This is a genomic window from Pseudomonas sp. JAI120, from assembly GCF_014207255.1.
Lineage (GTDB): Bacteria > Pseudomonadota > Gammaproteobacteria > Pseudomonadales > Pseudomonadaceae > Aquipseudomonas.
This window is the reverse complement of the sequence record NZ_JACHCZ010000001.1, coordinates 956,909-978,476: the sequence shown is the minus strand read 5'-3', so window position 1 is coordinate 978,476 and position 21,568 is coordinate 956,909. Positions and strand designations below refer to the sequence as shown.

Here is a 21,568-nt window from a genome sequence, read left to right as displayed (position 1 = left end):
CCCCTCACCTCTGTAGGAGCTCGCTCCTACAGGGGGCCGAGTGGGCGCTCAGTGATAGTGCGTGCGTCGCGGTGTCATCGCTGATCTGATGAAAACCGCAGCGCAGATAAAATGCTGCGGCTTCGGGTGTATCGGTAGATAAACGCACATCTTGGAATTTCACTGCGGCGCAATCCAGCAATGCTTGCACCAGAGCCTTACCCACGTTTCGCCCTCGCATTTCGGGAGTAACGTATACCCGGCGCAGTCGGCCCACTGTTGAGCCGGCGTAGGGATCACGGGAAACGCCGCCGACTGCAATCAGTTGCTTCTGGCAAAACACGCCCAAAAGGTACTCGCCCGGTTGCTCGAACCGATTGGCGCCTGCTTCCCACTCTGTGATCAGGCGCGTCAGGAACCTGAACCCTTCGGCAATGGCCTGCGCTTCCAACGTGTGGATCTCGTCTGGGAGTTCTTCCAGTCTACGTATCGAAAGGTCTTCGCTGGAGGGCTTCATAGGGACTCTTTGTGTAGGCCTTGAGCGTTGTTGCGATCTCATAGCTGATTGCGTTGCAGAGGCAACTGCCTTGGGTAATGACATCCCTGTCGGGACCTATCCGAAGTAGCGTGGCTGGCACTGTAGCTGTGGCGAGGCTGGTTTTGATCAAGGGTACTCATTTGAAGATTTGTTTAAGCGCATGGTAAGCGCAGTAGATGGGTGCGAACAGCAATGGATTGATCTATTCATTGCTCACAACATGAGTAGAACTTGTGATCGTCAGGAATAAAATGAGTTTGTCTCACTATGGGTGTATGTCGACAATGGCTGCCATATCTATCGACACTGGAGTTGTAAGTCATGGCAGTCGCTCATTCCCTCGGATTTCCGCGCATTGGACGCGATCGTGAACTGAAAAAAGCGCAGGAAGCGTTCTGGAAGGGCGAGCTTGACGAAGCCGGTCTGCGTGCGGTCGGCCGTGAACTGCGCAAGGCCCACTGGGATCTGCAAAAGCAGGCGGGCATTGAGCTGCTGCCTGCCGGTGATTTCGCCTGGTACGACCAGGTGCTGACCCACTCGCTGATGTTCGGCGTGATTCCCGAACGTTTTCGTCCGACCGATGGCCATGCCACCCTCGACACCCTGTTCGGCATGGCCCGTGGCGTCAGCGACAGCTGCTGCGGCGGTGCCCACGCCCAGGAAATGACCAAGTGGTTCGATACCAACTACCACTACCTGGTGCCTGAATTCAGTGCCGACCAGCAATTCCACCTGGGTTGGGAGCAATTATTCGAAGAGGTGCAGGAAGCCCTCGACCTGGGTCACACCGTCAAGCCGGTGGTGATCGGCCCGCTGACCTACCTGTGGCTGGGCAAGGCCAAGGGCGCTGACTTCGACAAGCTCGACCTGCTTGAGCGCCTGCTGCCGTTGTACGGCCAGATCTTCCAACGCCTGGCCGACCTCGGCGTGGAATGGGTGCAGATCGACGAGCCGATCCTGGTCCTCGACCTGCCGCAGGACTGGAAAAACGCCTTTGAGCGGGCCTACAACCTGATCCAGCGCGACCCACTGAAAAAGCTGGTGGCGACCTACTTCGGTGGCCTGGAAGAGAACCTGGGCCTGGCCGCAAACCTGCCGGTGGATGGCCTGCACATCGACCTGGTGCGTGCGCCGGAGCAGTACCCGACCATCCTTGACCGCCTGCCGGCGTACAAGGTGCTGTCCCTGGGCGTGGTCAACGGCCGTAACGTGTGGCGTTGCGACCTCGAAAACGCCCTGGCCACTTTGCAGCACGCCCATGAGAAATTGGGCGATCGCCTGTGGGTGGCGCCGTCCTGCTCCTTGCTGCACAGCCCGGTGGACCTGGGCCGTGAAGACCAGTTGGATGCCGAGCTGAAAAGCTGGCTGGCGTTCGCCGTGCAAAAATGCGCTGAAGTGGCGGTGCTGGCGCAAGCGGTTAACCAGCCCGAAGCGCCCAACGTCCTCGCCGCCCTGGCTGAAAGCCGCGCCGTGCAGGCGGCCCGCGCTGCCTCTGCGCGTATCCACAAGCCTGCGGTACAAGCGCGTGTGGCGGCGATTACCCGCAAGGACAGCCAGCGCCAGTCGCCGTTTACCCAGCGCATCGAGAAACAACGTGCGGGCCTGAAGCTGCCGCTGTTCCCGACCACCACCATCGGTTCGTTCCCGCAGACCGCCTCAATCCGCTTGGCGCGCCAGTCCTACAAGCAAGGCAAGTTGAGCCAGGCCGAATACGTCGAAGCCATGCACAGCGAGATTCGTCACGCCGTCGAGGTGCAGGAAAACCTCGGCCTGGACGTGCTGGTGCACGGTGAAGCCGAGCGCAACGACATGGTCGAGTACTTCGCCGAGCAGTTGGACGGCTACGTGTTCACCCGCTTTGGCTGGGTGCAGAGCTACGGTTCGCGTTGCGTGAAGCCGGCGGTGATCTTCGGCGACCTGAGCCGCCCGAAGGCGATGACGGTGGAGTGGATCCGCTACGCCCAGGGCCTGACCCGCAGGGTGATGAAGGGCATGCTGACCGGCCCTGTGACCATGCTGATGTGGTCGTTCCCGCGTGAAGACGTGAGCCGCGAAGTGCAGGCCCGCCAACTGGCCCTGGCGATTCGCGACGAAGTGGTCGACCTGGAAGCCGCCGGCATTCATATCGTACAAATTGACGAAGCCGCGTTCCGCGAAGGCCTGCCGTTGCGCCAGGCGCAGTGGCAAGGGTACCTGGACTGGGCCACCGAAGTGTTCCGCCTGTGCGCCTCGGGAGTGCGCGATGAAACCCAGATCCACACGCACATGTGCTACAGCGAGTTCAACGATGTGATCGAGTCCATCGCCGCCATGGATGCCGACGTGATCACCATCGAAACCTCGCGCTCGGACATGGAGTTGCTGGACGCGTTCGAAGCCTTCGCCTACCCCAACGACATCGGCCCGGGCGTCTACGACATCCACTCGCCACGGGTGCCGGATGCCTCGGAAATGGCCAACCTGCTGCGCAAGGCCGCCCAGCGGATTCCCGCCGAGCGCTTGTGGGTGAACCCGGATTGCGGGTTGAAGACACGCGGATGGCCGGAGACGGAGGCGGCGTTGATTCACATGGTCACTGCAGCTCGCCAGCTACGCGCTGAGTTGGCTTGATATCGTAAAAAATGTGGGAGGGGGCAAGTCGTATCGTCGCACCGCCCCTCCCATATTTAGTCCATGTCAGATCAGAGGTATTTGAGCCAGGTAATATCGCGCCGCCGCGCTTTGAGCCCGGCGAACCAGCGCACCGGCGGGTAGAGCGCCAGGGGCAACACCAACGCCACCAGCCACACCGCACTGATATTCTCGAAGCCAAAGTAGTTGCCATGGTTCAGGCCAAACAGCGCAACACACGCGACATACAGCACTTTCAGCACATAAAGATGCAGCAGATAAAAGAACATCGGCGCCGCACCAAACACCGCCAATACGCCGATCCAGCGTCGATGCCCCACGCGTTCAAACGCCAGCAACAGCAACAGCCCAATCCCCAGGGTCAGCGCCAGGAACAGCAGCGAAGGCGGGTACTTGGTGACGTTGAAAAAGCTCATCAGCGTCTGCACGCCGCTGTCATACACCTGCCAGGGCTTCTCGCCGTAGCCATTGAGCGCACGCAACAGCACAAACCCCACCAACGCACTCATACCGCCGACCAGCAAATAGCGCTGGCGCACGGCAGGCAGCGTGGCATTGGCAAACCACGGTCCCAGGCCGTAACCCAGGGCAATCACGCCGATCCACGGCAGTACCGGGTAGGTCGTGCGCAGGCGCAGGGTGTCGGACACGTCAATCCAACTGCGTTCATGCAGGATCGTCCACGGAGTATGCAGCGCCGAGCCTGGATCGAAGTGCAACCCATCCAGCAGGTTGTGCCCGCCGATGATCACCAGCGCCAGCCCGATCAACAGCAGGCGCGGCAACCACACCAGGGCGGCGAGGGCGAGCATGCTAATGCCAATCGCCCAGATCACCTGGAGGTAGATCACACTGGGCGGCAGTTGGAAGGTCCAGGCGAAGTTGACCAGGGTGAATTCCAGCACTACCAGGAAAAGCCCGCGCTTGAACAGGAACGCCGACACATCGCGCCGGCCCTGGTATTTCTGGCCGTATAAAAACGCGGACAAGCCCGTGAGCAACACAAACACCGGCGCGCACAGGTGGGCGAGGGTGCGGCTTATGAACAGTGCGGGCTCGGTGCTGTCGATGCTCATCGGGTCGCTGACTTGCCGATGCAGCAGGAAGGTTTCGCGCACGTGGTCGAGTAGCATGAACAGGATCACCAGGCCGCGAAGGGCGTCGATGGAGAGCAGGCGTTGGCGCAGGGGAACGGCATCGGTCATGGGCAGGATCACAGGGCAGGGCGGAAAGTTGGCGTTATCCTATAACATTAATTTGCGCGTTGCCGTGCTTCGTTGTCCAGACTAGAATGCGATCAATTCTTAATTACTCCTTGGCCTCGGCGCCGGTGACTTGCATGTCGTCCCCCCTCAAACTGCCTATCAAGGACCTGTACTGCGAACACCACGGATGGTTGTATCGCTGGCTTGACCGCAAGCTGGGCAATGCCAGCGACGCGGCCGACCTGGCCCACGACACCTTCATGCGCCTGCTGACTCGTCAGGGCAGCGTGGGTTTTGGCAGCGAGCCGCGCGCTTTGCTCACCCATATCGCCAAGGGACTGATGATCGACAGCTGGCGGCGCCAGGAAGTCGAACGGGCCTACCTCGAGACCATCGCCCACCTGCCCGAGCAGCAAGTACCGTCGCCGGAAACCTGCTGGTTGATCCTCGAAGCGCTGTACCGCATCGAAGCCATGTTGCGCGATCTGCCCGAGAAAACCCGCCAGGCCTTCCTGATGTCGCAGATCGACGGTCTCACCTACCAGCAGGTCGCTGACGAATTGAAGGTGTCGCTGGCCTCGGTCAAGCGCTACATGCGCGATGCGTTCCTCGCATGCCTGAGCGTGGCATGAACCCGTCGATCGACCCGCTGATCCTCGGTGAAGCCGCCGACTGGATGGTGCAACTGCAATCTGGCAGCGCCACCGACGAGGATCGCCGTGCCATCGCCCAATGGCAGTGCCGCAGTGCCCAGCACGCCCAGGCCTGGCAACGGGCGGAGGCGATCCTCGGCGATTTCAACAGTGTGCCCGGCGCGATTGCCGGGGACACCCTCAAGCGCATTGGCCGTAAGAGATCCTTCGGCCGGCGCCAGGCCCTCGGGCTGTTGCTGCTGGCGGGGCCGGCAAGCTGGCTGGCCTTGCAGCACAAGCCCTGGCAGGCATGGACCGCCGACCAGCACACCGCCATCGGCGAACAACGCAACCTTACGCTACCGGATGGCACGCGGCTGCTGATCAACACCGCCAGCTCGCTGAATATCGCCTACACCGACAACGTGCGGCGTATCGAGTTGTTGCAAGGCGAAGTCATGATCACCACGGCCCAGGACCCTGCGCCGACTCATCGTCCGTTTATCGTGCAGACCCGCCACGGCACCGCCCGCGCACTGGGCACGCATTTCAGTGTGCGGGTCGGTGAGCAGAGCAGCCGCGTGGCGGTGGTCGACGGGGCGGTGGAAATGCTGCCGCAGCATGCCAGCCGTGGGCTGATTCTCAAGGCCGGCGAGCAGAGCGCGTTCGGCAGCGACAGCGTGGCGGCGCTGGCGCCGCTGGATGTTGGCGCGCTGAGCTGGGAGAACGGCATGTTGCTGGCGCAGCAGATGCGCCTGGCGGATTTGCTTGAGGAGTTGGGCCGCTACCGGCATGGCGTGTTGCGCTGCGACGCCAGTGTGGCCGGGCTGAGCGTGTCCGGCGCGTTCCCGTTGCGTGACACCGATGCCAGCCTGCGTCTTTTGCAGGAAACCCTGCCGGTAACCATCAGCAGCTTGACCGGCTACTGGGTAACGATTGAGCCACGCTGAAATTTTTACCCGTTCGCTGATACCTTTTTCGTTGTCGCCCGGTGTAGGGGAGAACCCTCAACTTTGCACCGTGCCGACAGGAATGCCCATGACCTTCACACCACACCCCATCCGCCCTTTGAAGGCATTGACCCTGGCTGTCGCGCTGGCGGCCATTGCGCCGCTGCACAGCGCCATGGCTGACGAGGCGGCGACCAGCGCGGCGCGCAGCTACCAGATCGCGCCTGGGCCATTGGGTAATGTATTGGCGCAGTTTGCGGCGCTGTCGGGCGTGCCGTTGTCGTTTGACGCCACGTTGCTCAATGATCAGCGGAGCACAGGTTTGCAGGGCAGCTACACCGCACAATCGGGCTTTATGCAGTTGCTGCAAGGGAGCGGCTATACGCTGCAAAGCGCCGGCAGCAATGGCTACACCGTCGTGCCACAGGCCACTGGCGACGCGCTGGAGCTGGGCGCCACCACCATCAGCGGTGAAGGCGGGGCGCAGGCGGATACTTACGGCGGCGGGCAGGTGGCGCGTTCGGCACGGCTCGGCGTGTTGGGCAATCGCTCGATCAGTGATGTGCCGTTCAGCGTGGTCAGCTACACCGCCAAGACCATCGCCGACCAGCAGGCACGCACCGTCGGGGATGTGCTGCTCAACGACGCCTCGGTGCGCCAGTCATCCGGCTTCGGCAACTTCTCCCAGGTGTTCACCATCCGTGGCCTGCCCTTAAACACCGATGACATTGCCTTCAACGGCCTGTACGGCGTGCTGCCCCGGCAAATCATCACCACCGAGGCGCTGGAGCGCGTCGAGTTGTTCAAAGGCCCCAATGCCTTCGTCAATGGTGTATCGCCCGCTGGCAGCGGCATTGGCGGCAGCGTCAACCTGGTGCCCAAGCGTGCCGAAGACATCGCCACCCGCAGCGTCACCCTCGACACCACCACCGACGGGCAGTCCGGTGGTCACCTTGATCTGGGCCAACGCTTTGGCGAGGACAACCGCTTCGGCGCGCGGGTCAACCTGGCCAGGCATGGCGGCGACACAGCCATCGATGATGAATTCAAAAGCTCGCAACTGGTGGCCGTGGCCCTGGATTACCGTGGCGATCGCCTGCGCCTGTCCACTGACTTCGGCTATCAGAAAGAGCGCATCAACAACGGCCGTTCCGTGGTCTACCCCAACGGCACCCAGGTACCCAAGGCGCCGTCGGCCAAGAATAACTATGCGCAGGACTGGAGTTGGTCGGAGCTGGAGGACACCTACGGCATGTTCAATGCCGAGTACGACCTGAATGAAACCTGGACGGTCTATGTCGGTGGCGGTGCCAAGCACACACGCGAGAATGGTCAGTATTCGTCGTTGTATGTGGGCAACGATGGCAGCGGTCGCGTAGGCTTTTTGTACTCGCCCCATGATGAAGACAACAAGAGCGCCATGGCCGGCCTGAACGGGCATTTCAACACGGGGCCGGTGACCCATCGGGTCAACTTCGGTTTGTCCGGTATTTGGGGTGAGCAGCGTTCAGCATTTGAGGCGATCCAGCAGGGCACCCGTCGGCCGGGCAATCTGTACAACCCGACCCAGGTACCACGCCCGACCGTGACTTACTTTGGCAGCGATATCCACGACCCGCGCATCGTCGGTAAGAATCGCATCAAGAGTGCCGCCGTTTCGGACACGCTGGGTTTCATTGATGATCGCGTGTTGTTGACCGTTGGCGTACGTCGCCAGACCATCGAAGTGGATGGCTGGAACACCACGAGCGGTGCGCGCACCGCAAACTATGGCGAGTCCATTACCACGCCGGTGTATGGGCTTGTGGTCAAGCCTTGGGAGCACGTGTCGTTCTATGCCAATCGGATTGAGGGGCTGGCCCAGGGACCCACGGTGCCGACGGCTGTCGACATCACCAACAGCGGCGACGTATTTCCACCCAGTCGCAGTAAACAGACAGAAGCCGGGGTCAAGCTCGATTGGGAAAACTACGGTGCGACCCTCGGCGTATACCGCATCGAACAGCCCAACAGCGCGACCAACAATAACCCCGGTAGTGTGACGCCGCAGTTTCCCAACGGTACGCGGACGTTCAATGTCGACGGCGAGCAAATCAACAAAGGCGTCGAACTCAACGTGTTCGGCGAACCCCTCGACGGCCTGCGTCTGTTGGCCGGCGCCACGTGGATGCACACCGAATTGCAGAACACCTCCAACGGTCTTAGCGACGGCAACCGTGCCGCCGGCGTGCCGCGTTTCCAGTATAACCTGGGGGCCGACTGGGACATCCCGGGCCTCCAGGGCGCCGCCGTCAACGCGCGGATGCTGCGTACCGGGGGGGAATACGTCAACGCCACCAACACCCTGAACATCCCGGCCTGGACCCGCGTCGATCTCGGCGCCCGCTACGGCTTCAAGGCTGATGACAAGTACATCACTTTGCGCGCCAATGTCGAAAACGTGGCGAACAAAGCGTACTGGGCGTCGGCGTCGACGGCCAATAACTACCTGACCCAGGGCGAGCCGCGTACGGTGAAGCTGTCGGCGACGGTGGACTTCTAAGCGGTAAACACGGTCCACTGTAGGCGCGAGCGTGCTCGCGCCTACAGGAGAATAAAATGAACACGCCACAGACCGTTATCGACTTCTGGAAAAGTGCCGGCCCCAAACGCTGGTTCGCCAAGGACGATGCCTTCGACGCCACCTTCCGCGAGACCTTCCACGCCACCCACCTGCAAGCCGCCCGGCGCGAGCTGGAAAGCTGGCTGGATTCAGCCGAAGGCGCCTTGGCCTTGCTGGTCCTGCTCGACCAATACCCACGCAATGCCTTTCGCGGCACGGCGCACATGTTCGCCACCGACCCGCTGGCACGCCTGTATGCCCAGCGCATGGTGGACGCCGGGCTCGACCAGCAGGTTGAGCCGGCATTGCGCGCGTTCTGTTATTTGCCGTTCGAACACTCGGAAGACCCAAGGGACCAGCAACGCTCCCTGATCCTCAACCAGCAGCTGGACGCCAACACTTACCGCTGGGCCAAGGAACACGCGCAGATCATCGAGCGCTTCGGGCGTTTCCCCCATCGTAATGCGGTGCTAGCCAGGGTCACCACGGATGAAGAACGCGCCTTTCTGGACAAGGGCGGGTTTGCCGGTTAACCCGCTATTCCGTCCAGGAATGCCCCCATAAAAACAGCGCATTGTCTTTCCCGCCGCACATCTCGTAGCGTAGGGCTTCACCCAAGGAGCCCCGCCATGAACCAGCCCCCGTTACGCCTCTACGTTGATTCGCTCTACACCAGCCCGTACGCGATGTCGGTGTTCGTTACCCTGCGGGAAAAAGGCCTGGCCTTCGACCTGGTCACCCTGGACCTGGATGCCGCGCAAAACCAGACGGCCGATTTTGCCCGGTTGTCCGTGACCCAGCGGGTGCCGACCTTGGTGGAAGGCGATTTTGCCTTGTCGGAATCCTCCGCGATTACCGAATACCTGGACCAGGCCTACCCCGAGACAGCCGTGTACCCGGCCGATCCAAAACAGCGGGCGAGGGCGCGACAGGTACAGGCGTGGCTGCGCAGTGACTTGCTGCCGATTCGCCAGGAGCGTTCGACCCTGGTGGTGTTTTATGGGCAGAAAATGCCGCCGTTGTCAGCCGACGCCCAAGGGGCAGCCCGGCGCTTGATCAGTGCGGCACAGGCGCTGTTGGCGGGCAACCCTTCGTACCTGTTCGGTGAGTGGTGCATTGCTGATGTGGACCTGGCGGTGATGCTCAATCGCCTGATCCTCAACGGTGACAGCGTACCCACCGAGCTGGTGGCCTATGCAGAACGCCAGTGGTGCCGGCCGTCTGTGCAGGAATGGGTCAACCTGCGACGTCCTGCGCTGTAGCGTTTGCAGTCATTTGCATGACGCGCCGGTCCAGGTCTTCCCAATCGGCCATGCCCAGCACTCGCGTGGTGTTCAAGCCGCGCAGGTAGCCGCGCAATTGTTGGGCACTGGCATAGGCCTGGTCTGGGTCGGCGCCCGGATTCTGCAGCACGTATTCATAGTCGGCCAGGTAATCGGCGACTCGCTCGCGAAACTCCGGCAAGACAGCTTCGCGAATACGGTCGAAGGTTTTCTGGTGGGGCTTCATGGCGGCTCCTTATAAATTTTATCGCGACACTATCGCTTCAGATAATAGTCACCATCACGCATTGCAAGTTCTGTTTTTGCAGGGAAAGCGCAAAATTGCTTCATCGAAACGCTGTTCAAGGAAATGCGTGATGAGGACGATTATTCAGCTTGGTTTAATGATTCTGATGCTCGGCACCGTGCTGGTGAATAATGCGGCCATCGCCGGTGAACTGCATACAGGCCATTTGCTACCTATCGTCGGTAGCGTAGACTCCCTGCAGCGTGCGCAATCGGTGGGCGTGTTGTTAAGCGATAACACCCGCGACAACCTCAGCTACCTTGAACGCTACCACGACATGGCCTTGAATGGCGCCAGGGATGCCCTTGACGGACGTATCCGCGAGGCGTTCGTCAACAGCTCCGACCCGGAACTGGCCATTGATTGGTTGATGAACTCGCTGCAGGGAACCTTTTTGTCGGTGACGGTCTACGACAACTTGGATGCCCTGGTGCAGGCTCGCCCCGACGTGGTGGTGATGCTCGATACCCATAACCAACTGCTGACCCCGCGCAACGATCAGGTCGAGGCGCGCTTTATCGCGCGGTTCTATGACGCGGACCTGCAATACATCGCCAAGGCCGAAGGCTCGGTGCACAGGCAGGTGCCCTCGGTGTGGGTGCACGACAAGGCCGCACCGGAGATTGCCGCGCGGATCGAGCAGCAGCGGGATGTGCAGCTCGATGCGTTGAAGCAGTTCGATGCCTCGCTCAAGGCGCTGGTTCGCGCGGGTTGATGTGAACCTTTATTTTTAGACTCAGGATTTTTTCATGCGCTCTTTTTTCGTACCGGTCGCTGCCTCGTTGCTGGCCGGTTGTGTTTCTGCTCCTAACAAGCCGACCCTGATCCTGCAAACCAGCAAGAGCCCCGAAGCCTATGTGCAATGCGTGCTCCCCAAGCTGGAAAAACACGGGATCACCTCGACCGTGACGCAGAACTCGCGCCACGCCAGGGTGGTGTTGACCAGCAAAATTGCTGCCGATGACGTGCTGGAAGTTTATAAGGCCGGGGACGGCGGCAAAGTGTTTTTGTATGAGCGCAAACCGCTGGCGTCGACCATCACGCCGTCGCGGCTTGAACAGGTTGCGCAGGACTGCAGATAACCAATGTGGGAGGGAGCAAGCCCCCTCCCACATTTGGATCTGCATAAGGCCTAAGGTCTGGCTTCGTTGCTGAAGTTGTTGACGGTTTTGACCAGCCCTTGAGCCGCCAGCGCCACCAACTCCCCACCTTTCTCCACCGTCGCCAGCGCCGGGTCCGAGCCCATGCGCCCGTCTGGGAAGCGTGCGCGGAAGTCCAGGGCTTCACGGATCGGCCCGGTGTTGGCGATTTGCGGGGAGTAGTCGGCCGACTTGATCGCGTCCGGGTACGCCCACTGCGTCACTGCGATCTCCGAAGGCGTCGCATGGCTGCCATGGCCCACCGGGAATTGGCGGTGCGCCAGGTCAGTGACGCCTTCCAGGTCCCACCAGTTCACCAGCTTCAACGCAAACCCGGCAGGGCGACGGCCGAAGCTCGCCTCGGCGTACAGCTCGGAAAACGCCGCTTCAATCGTGGCGATATTGCCACCGTGACCGTTCAGAAACAGGATCTTGTCGAAACCATGCCCGGCCAGCGAGCGCACCCAGTCGCCAATCGCAGCGATAAAGGTGGAAGGGCGCAGGGAAATGGTGCCGGGGAAGCCCAGGTGGTGCTGGGCCATGCCGATATTGAAGGTCGGGCCGATGAGGATGTCGGCGTGCTTTTGCGCCTCATGGGCGATGATTTCCGGGCACATCCAGTCGGTGCCCAGCAGGCCGGTGGGGCCGTGTTGTTCGTTGGAGCCGATGGGGATCACCACCGTGCGGCTGCGTTCCAGGAACTGCCCGATCTCGATCCAGGTCGATTGATGTAGAAGCATGCGAAGCTCTCTTTTATCTGTGGGGACAGGCTAACCGCCACGGATTGTACGACTACTCGCCACCTGTTGGGGTTTGCAATTGAGGTACGTCGAGGACTTCAACCAGCGTTGGTCGGGGTACCACGAAAACATGAACTGCCCGTCCTTGAGCTTGTCCACCACCTGGCGCGCCACCTGTGGACGCACGGCCGGGCAACCCTGGCTGCGGCCGATGCGGCCTTCGCGCTTGCTCCACAAGGGGCTGACGTAGTCGGCGGCGTGAATCACGATGGCGCGGTCGCGGGCCTGGTCGTTGAATCCCGGTTCCAGGCCGTCCATGCGCAGCGAATAGCCATGGGTGCCCAAGTAGCTTTCCTGGGTGCGGAACAGGCCCAGGCTGGATTGGTGGCTGCCTTCGAGGTTGGAGAACTGGGTGGCGAAGTTTTCCCCGGATTTGGCACCGTGGGCCACCAGGTCGCGCAGCACCAGGGTTTTCTTGCGCAGGTCGAAGATCCACAGCCGACGGGCGGTCGAAGGCTGGGAGTAGTCAATCACGGCCAGGCGCTCGGAGCGTTCTTCGCCATTATTGACCGCGCATTGCACGGCGTTCAGGGCGCTTTTCAGTACAGCGGGATTGAGTTCTGGAGCCGACCGCGCCAGGCTGCTATACAAGGAAGGAGGGTTGCCATTGGCGGCGAGCGCAGAATTGCTCAGTAAAGCCAGGCCCACGGTGGCCAAACCGAGGCGACACATAAAAGTCAGCATCTACAGTACATCTCCCCCGCTGTGGATTGGAGCAAAGTCATTGTTCAAAAAACACGCATGTTACTTGAGCATTTGCTTGCTCGTTGCACCATTGGTCGCGACAGCCGATGCGCTGCCGGTGCAGCCGTTGCTCGTTACGACCCCCGCGCCGCTTGACCTGGCTCCGGTGCAACAAGCCCTGGCGCAGTTGCCCAGTGTCTGTCCCGGCCTGGCATCGCAGATCGATGCGCCGGCCCTTGCGCGCCTGCAAGCGTTCTATCAGCAACAAGGCGATGCACCGTTGTGGGCGGATGAGACGCGCCGCCAAGCGCTCCAGACTCAGTTGCTGATGCTCGCCGACGACGGCCTGGACCCCACCCACTATAGTCTGCCTGCGGCGGATGCCACGGCCAACGTGTTGTGCAGCGACATCGGCAGCAGCCAGCACTACCTGCAAGCCCTGCAGGATCTGCACTACGGACGCCTGCAGCAATCGCGCTTCGAACCGCTGTGGCATTCGCAGCCGCCCACCCGTGACCCCAACACCGAAGTGCTGGCCCTCGCTGCCGTCGGCCTGCAGGACATGGCGCAAGCCTTTGACCAGGCACGCCCCAGCGCCGATCTTTACCGCAGCCTGCGCAACGCCTATTCCATGGTGCGTCTGCAACCCTTGCCCCATTGGGACCCGGTCGGCAGCGGCCCGTTATTGCGTCCCGGCATGGAAGACCCGCGCGTCCCGGAACTGGCCCGTCGGCTCCACAGCGGTGGCTACCTGCCCGTCGAACCCAAGGGCGCGGGCACACAATACGGTCCGGAACTGGTCACGGCGGTGAAAGCCTTCCAGCTCAGCCACTCCTTGCAATCGGACGGTGTGATCGGCGCCGGCACGGTGGCCGAACTCAATATCAGCCCGGCCATGCGCCGTGAACAACTGCGCATCAACCTCGAGCGTTTCCGCTGGCTGGCCCAGGACCTGGAGCCCGAAGGCGTGCTGGTCAACGTCGCCGCAGCGCAACTGAGCGTGTACCAGAGCGGCATCCCGGTGTGGCAAACCCGCCTGCAAGTGGGTCGCGCCGAACGCCAGACGCCGCTGCTCAAGTCTCGCATCACCCGGCTGACCCTCAACCCCACCTGGACCATCCCGCCCACCATCATGCGTGAGGACAAACTCCCGGCCATCCGGCTCAACCCCGAATACCTGCGCCAGCAAAACCTGCAAGTGCTCGACGCCGAAGGCAACCCGCTGGCGCCGGAAAATATCGACTGGGCGCGCCCCGGCAATATCCTGCTGCGCCAGGAAGCCGGCCCGCGCAACCCGCTGGGCAAGATCGTGATGCGCTTCCCCAACCCGTACTCGGTGTACCTGCACGACACCCCGAGCCAACCGCTGTTCACCAAAGGCCCACGGGCGTTCAGCTCCGGTTGCGTCAGGGTTGAACAACCGTTGCTGCTGCGCGACCTGCTGGTCAGCCCGGCTGAACGCGCGCGCACCGATGAACTGCTGGCCACCGGCGTGACCCATGAATTCCGGCTGGCCACCCCGGTGCCGGTGCTGTTGGGTTACTGGACGGTGCAGGTCGACGCCCAGGGTGACCTTGTGTACGCGCCGGATATTTATGGGCGCGACCTGGTGTTGATGAAGGCGATGGGGAGTGTCCTCTAGGGCATTGCCGTGTGGGCGACGATTAACGCGACGGCCTCGGTGGCTGTCACGGAGGCCGTGTCCAGGGTCAACACGGGTGGGTCCCAGCGCTCGTACTCGTGCGCCGACACCGACTGCCAAGTCGGCGGCGTCAACCCAGGAATGTCGCCCGTACGGCTTTCCACCCGGCGCTGGTGTTCCTGCGAGTCTGTGCACACCACCTGAATATTGATCAGCTCCACCTCTGCCTTCGCGGCCATTGCTGTCCAGGCTGCCCGACTTTCCTGCACCGGGTTCACGCAATCGGCGACGACCCTATGGCCCAACTGCAAGTTACTCAGCGCCAGCGCATTCGCCACGCCGTAACCGCTGGCACCGACATCACCCGCCAATACGCCCGCGTCGCGAATCGCCTGCTCGATCACATCGATGCGCAGGTAAACCGCACCGGTCTGGCGCGCCAACTCGCGGGCAATCGTGGTTTTGCCGGTGCCGGGCAGGCCGCTGAAGACGATAAGCATGCTTGACTCTCGATAAGGTTGGGTCGGTTCAGGGTATCCTCCAGTTCCCCCACCGGTCGACCCCAGGACAGTCCATGACCTTGCCGTTCACAAAGATGCACGCCCATGGCGACGACTTCATCATCATCGACCGCCGTGGCCTGGACGACCCTGTCACCCCCGAGGTCGCCCGCCGCCTGGGCAATCGCCACACCGGCATTGGCTTCAATCAACTGGCCGTGGTGCTCGACTGCGAAGACGCCGCCGCGCGCATCAAGTTCTGGAACCCCAACGGCACGCCGCTGCAAACCTGTGGCAGCGCCACGCGTGGAGTGGCCGACCGCTTGATGCATGAAACCCGCAGCGATTCGGTTGTGCTGCGCACTGACCGTGGCCTGCTGACCTGTGTGCGCGAGGCGGGGCGGCGGGTGTCGGTGGACATGGGCGCGCCGTCGCTGGACTGGTCGGCCGTGCCGCTGGCCGAGGCCATGGATACGTGTACGTTACCGCTGGCGGGCAACCCGGCGGCGTGCAGCATGGGCAACCCCCATTGCACGTTTTTTGTGGCCGACATCGACGCCATCGACCCGGCCGCCGTGGGCCCGGCGCTGGAAATTCACCCGCTGTTCCCGGCCAGGACCAATGTGCATTTCGTGCAGGTGCTCGACCGTGGGCATATCCGCCTGCGCATCTGGGAGCGTGGCGGCGGCGTGCCGCTGGGTTCCGGTTCGTGTTGTTGCGGCGCGGTGGTCAATGGCATCCGCCGTGGCTTGCTGGATGCCACGGTGCAGGTGGAGTGCGACGGCGGTACGGTCACTGTGCGCTGGGACGGGCAGGGCGGTGTGGTGTTGACGGGCAGCGTGGAGCCGATCATGCAGGGCAGTGCCTACCTGCTCTGAAACGTCACCGTAAAGGTGGTGCCGGCAGTGGCACAGGAACTCACCGCCACATCGCCGCCATGCACCTTGGCCAACTCCCGCACGATATACAGGCCCAGGCCCACGCTGCGCACGTCGCTTCCTTGGTCGGTGCCACGGGTCATGGGCTCGAACAGCCCGGCCAGCAAACCTGCCGGAATCGCCGTGCCGTGGTTGTGCACCGCCACTTCGCAAGCGCTGTCAGCCAGGCGCGAGGTGATGGTGATCGGCCGTTGCGGGTCACCATAGGCCACGCTGTTGGCCACCAGGTTGCCGATGATCTGCTGCACGCGATCGGCATCCAGGCAGGCGTCGCCACTGCCTTGTGCTTGATGCACCAGCGTTGCCTTGGGGAACGCCACACGCAGTTCGTCCACCGCGCGATGGATCACCTCATGCAGGTCCAGCGGCGCCGCCTTGATGGTGATGCCCTGGCCGACCCGTGCCTGGGTAAAGTCCAGCAGGTCGGCGATCATGCGTTGCGCGCGCTCGGAGGACTGGCCGATATGCCCCAGCAGTTGGCGCTCCTTGGGCGTACGTTCGCCACGGCTGAGAAAGTCCGAGGCCATGCGAATCGCCGTGAGCGGGTTTTTCAGATCATGGCTGACAATCGCCACCATCTGCTCGGCAAACAGGGCGCGACGCTGGGCGATGGCGTAGGCCTCGTTCAGTTCGGCCTGGGCTTGTTGCAGCGCGACTTCGGTGGCGGTTTTTTCCTGCAACAGCGCTTCGGCCAGGTTGCGTGCGTTGAGCAACTCGCGCTCGTACTTGTCGCGGTCGGTGGTGCCGAACAGCGCCAGGTCGTACACCACGACGCCGGCCTGTTCACGTTTGTTGCCGTTGAGCAGCACGGTCAGCTTGTGCCCATCGCGGTGCAGCAGGTCCAGCTTTACCTCGGTGACGCTGCCGTGCATGCGCAGCATCGGCGCCAGGTGGGTCTGGTGGAAGATCTTCCCGCCCATGCTCAGCAGGTCCTGGAAGCGCCGGCCTTGCAGCTCGGCGAGGCTGAACCCCAGCCAGTCGCTGAAGCGCGCGTTGGCCTGCTGGATCGTGCCATCTTCCGTGGTGACGGCCAGGGCGCAGGCGGCGCTGTCGAACAGATCAGCCGGCACGCGCTGCCATCCACGGCACCAGGAAGGCATCCATGGCCGCCGCGCAGGCCTGCGGCGCGCTCATGTGCGGGCAATGGCCGACGTTGTCCACCAGGCAATAGGTGCTGTTGGGCAGCACGCTGTGCAGGTATTCACCCACGGCCACCGGGGCGATCAGGTCGTCACTCGATTGCAGGATCAGCACCGGGGTGGGCAGGCCGATCACGTCCTGGCGGTTGTCCGACATAAAGGTCACTCGCGCAAACTGCTTGGCGATGTCCGGCTCGGTGCGGCAGAAACTCTCGGTCAACTCGTCGCTCAGCGCCGGTTGGCCGGGGGCGCCCATGATCACAGGGGCCATGGCGCTGGACCAGCCGAGGTAGTTGCTGTCGAGGGTGTCGAGCAGGTCGTCGATGTCGGCGCGCTTGAAACCGCCCACGTAGCCGTCGGCATCGATATAGCGAGGCGAGGGGCCGATCATCACGTGGGCGGCGACACGGCCGGGGGCCAGGCGGTCGGCGAGGGTGCCGATCATCGCACTGACCGAGTGCCCCACCAGGATCACCGGGCCCTCGGCAAAGGCGTCGATGATCTCGTTCAAGTCGCGGGCATAGCCGTCCAGCGTGCTGTACTTGGCCTTGTCAAAGGCGTTGAGGTCGGAGAGACCGGCGCCCGTCAGGTCATACAGCACCACGCGAAAACGCTCTTTGAACTGCGGCGCGAGGTAGTTCCACATGGCCTGGTTGCAGCCAAAACCATGGGAAAACACCAGGGTTGAGTGCCCGTCACCCATCACGTTGACGTTGTTGCGCTGGAGTAGGCCCATGGGGATCTCGAAATTATGGCGTATTGCTAGGTGTGCTGCAGTTTAGATAGTCGATGGCTTTGGGTCACGCCTTATAGCGCTGATAGGGTAAAGTCGGCGCCTTCAGGAAGAAACTTCAGGTAACAAACATGATGCGGTGGTTGCGGCAATCCGTCTTGATTCTGCTGGTATTGATGTCCACCGGCCTGTTTATCACCGCCCAGGCCGACACGTCGCCCATCGGCGTGGCCCTCGACCAGCGGGTGATCGACCTCACCAATACCCTCGACGCCGACACCACCACCCGCCTGAAAGACCAACTCGCCGCCCTCGAACAGCGCAAAGGCGCGCAGGTTGGCGTGTTGCTGGTGCCCACCACCGGTGGCGCGAGCATCGAGGACTACGCCAACCAACTATTCCGCGCCTGGAAACTGGGACGCAAGGACATCAACGACGGCATCCTGCTGGTGGTGGCCAAGGACGACCGCAAAGTGCGCATCGAGGTGGGCTATGGCCTGGAGGGCACGGTGACCGACCTGCTGGCCCATCGGATTATCGAAGAGCACATCACCCCGGCGTTTCGCCAGGGCGACTATGCCGGCGGTGTCGAGCAGGGCGTGAACGACCTGGTTGTCCTGGTGGATGGCGGTGACTTGCCGCAAGTGGCCGGGCACGGCGGCAGTCTTGAGGCGCTTGCGGTGTTGCTGGCGTTTGTGTGCGGTGCCGTCGGCGGCGTGCTGGTCGCGGCGCGCAAGCTGGGCTGGCGGGGGGCGCTGATCGCCACGGCAGCCGTTACCGTGGCGCTGGTGGCATTCGCCGGCGGCCGGGAATGGCCGATGTACCTGCTGGTACTGCCCTTGACCCTCCTGATCGGCGGCGCCACCTTCGGCGCCTTGTGGCTGGCGCGCACGGCGTTCTACTGCGTGATAGGGCTGTTGGCCTATATCGTCGGGGTGGTGATCGCCAACCGGTTCGTGGAGGTCAGTTATATCCATTGGCTGGTGTGGCCGTTTGGCGCGGCGTTGGTGCTGGGCTTGTGCCTCGGGTTGTTCTTCGTCATCAGGGCATCCTGGAAAAAGAGCCCGCGCTTTTTCCTCCTGCGTGCGCTGGCAGTCATGGCCATCTACGTCGCTGCGGGGACACTGTTGGGGCACGGGTATCAGGGCTGGATCGTGGCGATTCCAGTGGCCTCCTTTGTGGCGTTTATCGTGTTTGTGCAGAGCATTGCCAGTTCCGGCTCGGGGTCCGGTTCGGGCGGTGGCTCCGGTTCGGGTTCCAGTTGCTCCAGCTCCAGCAGCAGTTCCTCGGGGGGCGGTGGTTCCAGTGGCGGTGGCGGGGCGTCGGGGAGTTGGTAATCGGAGCTTGTTCTGCGTGACGCCAGGCTGCAAACGGCTGTCTGGCAAAGCCCGGAACGTTACAGCCGCTTGGACAGAAACACGCGACTGCTGCCTGCCGGTTCACAAGGGACCTCCCCGAACCGCACCCAACCATGCTTTTCATAAAACCCCGGGGCCTGAAAACTGAGGGTGTAGAGCACCGCGTTCGCGCAGCCGCGCCGCCGGGCTTCGTGCTCAAAGGCGTTCAGCAACCGGCTGCCGAGGCCCGTGCCGCGCAGGGTTTCGGGCAGATGGAACAGGTCGAGAAAGGCCATACCCAAGGTGGTTTTGCCGGTAATGCCGCCGACGATCTGCCGGGTGTCGGGGTCTTTGATCAATACCGTCAGTGGCAGGCGGTCGTTGTAGCCGGCAATACCTTCGTTGAACGCCGCGAGGCCGTTGCCGAGAATGCGCTCGGCGTCGGGGTTGGGTTGGTCGCTGATTTCTATAAGCGCTGCGGTCATCGCGAAACCCTCCGGTGGTTAAAGCGTCATCACCATCTCATGCCACGCCATGCCGCCATGATCCGAGGGTGAAGGGCGCACATAGGTGTAGCCCATGCGGGTGTACAACGGCACATGCTGTTCCTTGCACATCAGGTGAATCGTGCGCTTGTCCATCGCGCGCATGCGCTGCACGAACTCGGTCATCAACACCTTGGAATACCCCTTGCCCTGATGCGCCGGGTCGACCACCACCGACATGATCACCACATTCGGCGCCTCGGCCGAATGCCCCACCAGTTCCTTGAACGCCTCGTCCGACATCACCACTTCATGGGCGCAGCCGCCGTTGATAAAACCCACCACCTCGCCCTCGGCCTCCAGGATCAAAAAGCCTTGCGGGTATAGCGCAATGCGGGTGGCGATCTTTTCCAGGGTCGCGGCTTCGTCGCCCTCGTAGGCGGTGATTTCAATCGCGTAGCAACGGGCAGCGTCGGCGGGGAGGGCGTTGCGTAAGGTGAGGGCGGGCATGGGCGTTTCCTGGGGCGTTGAGCGAAAGGCCACATCATAACGGCCTCGCTGGGACTCTGCGCAGAACACAGATCGAAATTGTGGGAGGGGGCTTGCCCCCGATGGCGGCGTGTCAGTTAACCCATTTATAACTGACCCACCGCTATCGGGGGCAAGCCCCCTCCCACAGTTTTGTCCGCGCCAGGCTTGGTGGTGGGTGCTGTTTCCGATGCATGTTGGTCAGGGCCATCGAGGTCAAGAGGCAGTGTGGAGCCCGCCAAAGCGGGCTTCCTCACCGCTCAAGTCACATCAACTCACCGCAGGCGAATCAAACCCTCGCCGCTCGATCACCGTAAACACATCCGCCACATCCTGGACCATGATCCGGGCGGTATTGGCGACGGTGTTGATGTCGTGCTCGGCATAGTCGGACACGTTGGAACAGGCCATCAGGTGCAGATAGGCGAGGGCGGCGTTGAGACGCTCACTGGCGCAGGCATGCAGCTCGCTGAGTGGGGCGTCGCTGTCGATCAGCAGCACGGGGTAGTCGGTTGCGGTTTGGGACATGGGGGTGAAGCGGCGGGGCGGGTGTTGAGTTGTCATGGTAATAATCCTCAAGAAAGAATAATTGCCACCGTTTTGCTGCGAAACAAAGGGGGTGGCAGCTGTGCGCGGGTTCGCAGACCGGGGATTATTACCAGAACCCGGCAGACCCGAAGGTCTCCCACGCACAACCGCCATAAAACGAGAGGCAGCCGTGAATCGGCTGCGTCGGGTTTGACGGTACTGGTAATAATTGTGAGGGCTGCGAAACCCTGTCGCTGACCAAAGCCGGCGACGGGGCGAACTATAAAGTGCCGTCAGCCGAGGTGCAACCGACTGGCAGAACGACTGCATCGGCCTAAGGGATTGATAAGATTAAACTGCCAAAGCGGGAGCAAACGCCCTCACCTCCGTTATTCATTCACCCCGGCGGGCAATGAAAACCCATGAAGGAAGGACCCCATGCTGGAAATAAAACGCGCCACCCCCACCGACGCCAACGCCGCTTTTGACATCCGCCGCGCAGCCATCCGTAGCCAATGCATCGGCGCCTACGCCGCCGAACACATGGCGCTCTGGACCCGTGGCAAGGCCGAGGACGGCTACAGCGCGCTGATGGAAAAACCGTTCTACCTGGGCTGGCTGAACGGTGAGCCGATCGCTACCGGCATGCTTGACCCGGCCAACCACGAAGTCGGCGCGCTGTTCGTGTTGCCCGCATTCACCGGACGCGGGCATGGCAAGGCGATGCTGGATCACCTTGAGCAGGTCGCACGGGAACTGGCGATTGAAGAGGTGGTGCTGGACGCGACGTTGAATGCCGCGAGTTTTTATCGCGCGTGTGGCTACGTGGGGGATGAGCAGGCGATTTACCACTCGCCGTCGGGGTTGCAGTTGGCGTGCATTCCGATGAAAAAGCAGATTGGTTGAAACGGTGTACTGGCCAAAAAGCGCTATTTGCTTGTTACGCAATAATCTGCTCCGCCCGTCACCCTCAAAGTCTGGTCAATAACCGGCGATGTTATAGTCCCGG

General features: G+C 62.2%; 23 protein-coding genes. 12 read left to right on the top strand and 11 right to left on the bottom strand.

Annotated elements, in window-relative coordinates; all coding sequences use genetic code 11:
* Positions 1-4: 4 nt before the first annotated feature.
* The gene (locus HDC32_RS04445) at positions 5-496 is read right to left on the bottom strand and encodes a GNAT family N-acetyltransferase (RefSeq protein WP_184742688.1); all 492 of its coding nucleotides are present in this window, start codon (positions 494-496) and stop codon (positions 5-7) included.
* Positions 497-838: 342 nt separating this feature from the next.
* Here HDC32_RS04445 and metE point away from each other — a divergent pair, with 342 nt between their 5' ends.
* Complete coding sequence (gene metE / locus HDC32_RS04440; RefSeq protein WP_184742686.1) at positions 839-3,127, top strand: 5-methyltetrahydropteroyltriglutamate--homocysteine S-methyltransferase; 2,289 nt, start codon at positions 839-841, stop codon at positions 3,125-3,127.
* 71 nt (positions 3,128-3,198) lie between these two features.
* Here the strand turns inward: metE and HDC32_RS04435 are convergent, their stop codons facing one another.
* Positions 3,199-4,353 (bottom strand): DUF1624 domain-containing protein, encoded by a 1,155-nt coding sequence (locus tag HDC32_RS04435; protein ID WP_184742684.1) that lies wholly within the window; start codon positions 4,351-4,353, stop codon positions 3,199-3,201.
* Between the two features lie 134 nt (positions 4,354-4,487).
* Here HDC32_RS04435 and HDC32_RS04430 point away from each other — a divergent pair, with 134 nt between their 5' ends.
* The 5 genes from HDC32_RS04430 (at position 4,488) to yfcF (ending at position 9,799) form a co-directional block, all read left to right on the top strand.
* Complete coding sequence (locus HDC32_RS04430; RefSeq protein WP_184742682.1) at positions 4,488-4,985, top strand: sigma-70 family RNA polymerase sigma factor; 498 nt, start codon at positions 4,488-4,490, stop codon at positions 4,983-4,985.
* Positions 4,982-5,935 (top strand): FecR domain-containing protein, encoded by a 954-nt coding sequence (locus HDC32_RS04425; RefSeq protein WP_131699903.1) that lies wholly within the window; start codon positions 4,982-4,984, stop codon positions 5,933-5,935. The genes HDC32_RS04430 and HDC32_RS04425 overlap by 4 nt, the downstream gene beginning before the upstream one ends.
* Positions 5,936-6,023: 88 nt before the next feature.
* Complete coding sequence (locus HDC32_RS04420) at positions 6,024-8,477, top strand: TonB-dependent receptor (protein ID WP_184742680.1); 2,454 nt, start codon at positions 6,024-6,026, stop codon at positions 8,475-8,477.
* A gap of 56 nt (positions 8,478-8,533) precedes the next feature.
* Positions 8,534-9,070 carry a DUF924 family protein gene (locus tag HDC32_RS04415; protein WP_131699905.1) on the top strand — a complete coding sequence of 179 codons (537 nt, stop codon included), beginning with the start codon at positions 8,534-8,536 and terminating at the stop codon, positions 9,068-9,070.
* Between the two features lie 96 nt (positions 9,071-9,166).
* Complete coding sequence (gene yfcF / locus HDC32_RS04410; RefSeq protein ID WP_131699906.1) at positions 9,167-9,799, top strand: glutathione transferase; 633 nt, start codon at positions 9,167-9,169, stop codon at positions 9,797-9,799.
* Here the strand turns inward: yfcF and HDC32_RS04405 are convergent.
* Positions 9,774-10,046 carry a hypothetical protein gene (locus HDC32_RS04405; RefSeq protein ID WP_131699907.1) on the bottom strand — a complete coding sequence of 91 codons (273 nt, stop codon included), beginning with the start codon at positions 10,044-10,046 and terminating at the stop codon, positions 9,774-9,776. The two genes, yfcF and HDC32_RS04405, sit on opposite strands and share 26 nt — an antisense overlap.
* Positions 10,047-10,176: 130 nt before the next feature.
* On the opposite strand from HDC32_RS04405, the gene HDC32_RS04400 reads away from it, so the two are divergent.
* Together HDC32_RS04400 and HDC32_RS04395 are read left to right on the top strand one after the other, a co-directional pair.
* Positions 10,177-10,821 (top strand): ATPase, encoded by a 645-nt coding sequence (locus tag HDC32_RS04400; RefSeq protein WP_145338458.1) that lies wholly within the window; start codon positions 10,177-10,179, stop codon positions 10,819-10,821.
* Positions 10,822-10,855: 34 nt separating this feature from the next.
* A complete protein-coding gene (locus HDC32_RS04395; protein ID WP_145338459.1) occupies positions 10,856-11,188 on the top strand; it encodes a hypothetical protein in 333 nt (110 codons plus the stop codon).
* Between the two features lie 50 nt (positions 11,189-11,238).
* On the opposite strand, the gene HDC32_RS04390 is transcribed toward HDC32_RS04395, so the two are convergent.
* Together HDC32_RS04390 and HDC32_RS04385 are read right to left on the bottom strand one after the other, a co-directional pair.
* Positions 11,239-11,985: a creatininase family protein gene (locus HDC32_RS04390; protein ID WP_131699910.1), complete on the bottom strand. Its 747-nt coding sequence runs from the start codon at positions 11,983-11,985 to the stop codon at positions 11,239-11,241.
* Positions 11,986-12,015: 30 nt separating this feature from the next.
* Positions 12,016-12,729: a murein L,D-transpeptidase catalytic domain family protein gene (locus HDC32_RS04385; RefSeq protein WP_131699911.1), complete on the bottom strand. Its 714-nt coding sequence runs from the start codon at positions 12,727-12,729 to the stop codon at positions 12,016-12,018.
* Between the two features lie 40 nt (positions 12,730-12,769).
* On the opposite strand from HDC32_RS04385, the gene HDC32_RS04380 reads away from it, so the two are divergent.
* Entirely contained in the window at positions 12,770-14,371 is a 1,602-nt protein-coding gene (locus HDC32_RS04380; protein ID WP_184742678.1) for a murein L,D-transpeptidase, read from the top strand.
* On the opposite strand, the gene HDC32_RS04375 is transcribed toward HDC32_RS04380, so the two are convergent.
* Entirely contained in the window at positions 14,368-14,871 is a 504-nt protein-coding gene (locus HDC32_RS04375) for an AAA family ATPase (protein ID WP_184742676.1), read from the bottom strand. The two genes, HDC32_RS04380 and HDC32_RS04375, sit on opposite strands and share 4 nt — an antisense overlap.
* A 74-nt stretch (positions 14,872-14,945) precedes the next feature.
* Between HDC32_RS04375 and dapF the strand changes: the two genes are divergently transcribed.
* Positions 14,946-15,749 carry a diaminopimelate epimerase gene (gene dapF / locus HDC32_RS04370; RefSeq protein WP_145338462.1) on the top strand — a complete coding sequence of 268 codons (804 nt, stop codon included), beginning with the start codon at positions 14,946-14,948 and terminating at the stop codon, positions 15,747-15,749.
* On the opposite strand, the gene HDC32_RS04365 is transcribed toward dapF, so the two are convergent.
* Positions 15,737-16,879 (bottom strand): PAS domain-containing sensor histidine kinase, encoded by a 1,143-nt coding sequence (locus HDC32_RS04365; RefSeq protein ID WP_145338463.1) that lies wholly within the window; start codon positions 16,877-16,879, stop codon positions 15,737-15,739. The two genes, dapF and HDC32_RS04365, sit on opposite strands and share 13 nt — an antisense overlap.
* Positions 16,869-17,684 carry an alpha/beta fold hydrolase gene (locus HDC32_RS04360; RefSeq protein WP_145338464.1) on the bottom strand — a complete coding sequence of 272 codons (816 nt, stop codon included), beginning with the start codon at positions 17,682-17,684 and terminating at the stop codon, positions 16,869-16,871. Before HDC32_RS04360 ends, HDC32_RS04365 begins: the two co-directional genes overlap by 11 nt.
* 128 nt (positions 17,685-17,812) lie before the next feature.
* Between HDC32_RS04360 and HDC32_RS04355 the strand changes: the two genes are divergently transcribed.
* Positions 17,813-19,018 (top strand): YgcG family protein, encoded by a 1,206-nt coding sequence (locus tag HDC32_RS04355; protein ID WP_184742674.1) that lies wholly within the window; start codon positions 17,813-17,815, stop codon positions 19,016-19,018.
* A 59-nt stretch (positions 19,019-19,077) separates the two neighbouring features.
* Here HDC32_RS04355 and HDC32_RS04350 read toward each other — a convergent pair whose 3' ends face one another.
* The 3 genes from HDC32_RS04350 to HDC32_RS04340 form a co-directional block, all read right to left on the bottom strand.
* Positions 19,078-19,503 (bottom strand): GNAT family N-acetyltransferase, encoded by a 426-nt coding sequence (locus tag HDC32_RS04350; protein ID WP_167656863.1) that lies wholly within the window; start codon positions 19,501-19,503, stop codon positions 19,078-19,080.
* An 18-nt stretch (positions 19,504-19,521) separates the two neighbouring features.
* Positions 19,522-20,013 carry a GNAT family N-acetyltransferase gene (locus HDC32_RS04345; protein WP_131699919.1) on the bottom strand — a complete coding sequence of 164 codons (492 nt, stop codon included), beginning with the start codon at positions 20,011-20,013 and terminating at the stop codon, positions 19,522-19,524.
* A gap of 288 nt (positions 20,014-20,301) precedes the next feature.
* Positions 20,302-20,595 carry a fructose-bisphosphate aldolase gene (locus HDC32_RS04340; protein WP_131699920.1) on the bottom strand — a complete coding sequence of 98 codons (294 nt, stop codon included), beginning with the start codon at positions 20,593-20,595 and terminating at the stop codon, positions 20,302-20,304.
* 402 nt (positions 20,596-20,997) lie between these two features.
* Here HDC32_RS04340 and HDC32_RS04335 point away from each other — a divergent pair, with 402 nt between their 5' ends.
* Complete coding sequence (locus HDC32_RS04335) at positions 20,998-21,465, top strand: GNAT family N-acetyltransferase (RefSeq protein WP_184742672.1); 468 nt, start codon at positions 20,998-21,000, stop codon at positions 21,463-21,465.
* Positions 21,466-21,568 lie beyond the last annotated feature (103 nt).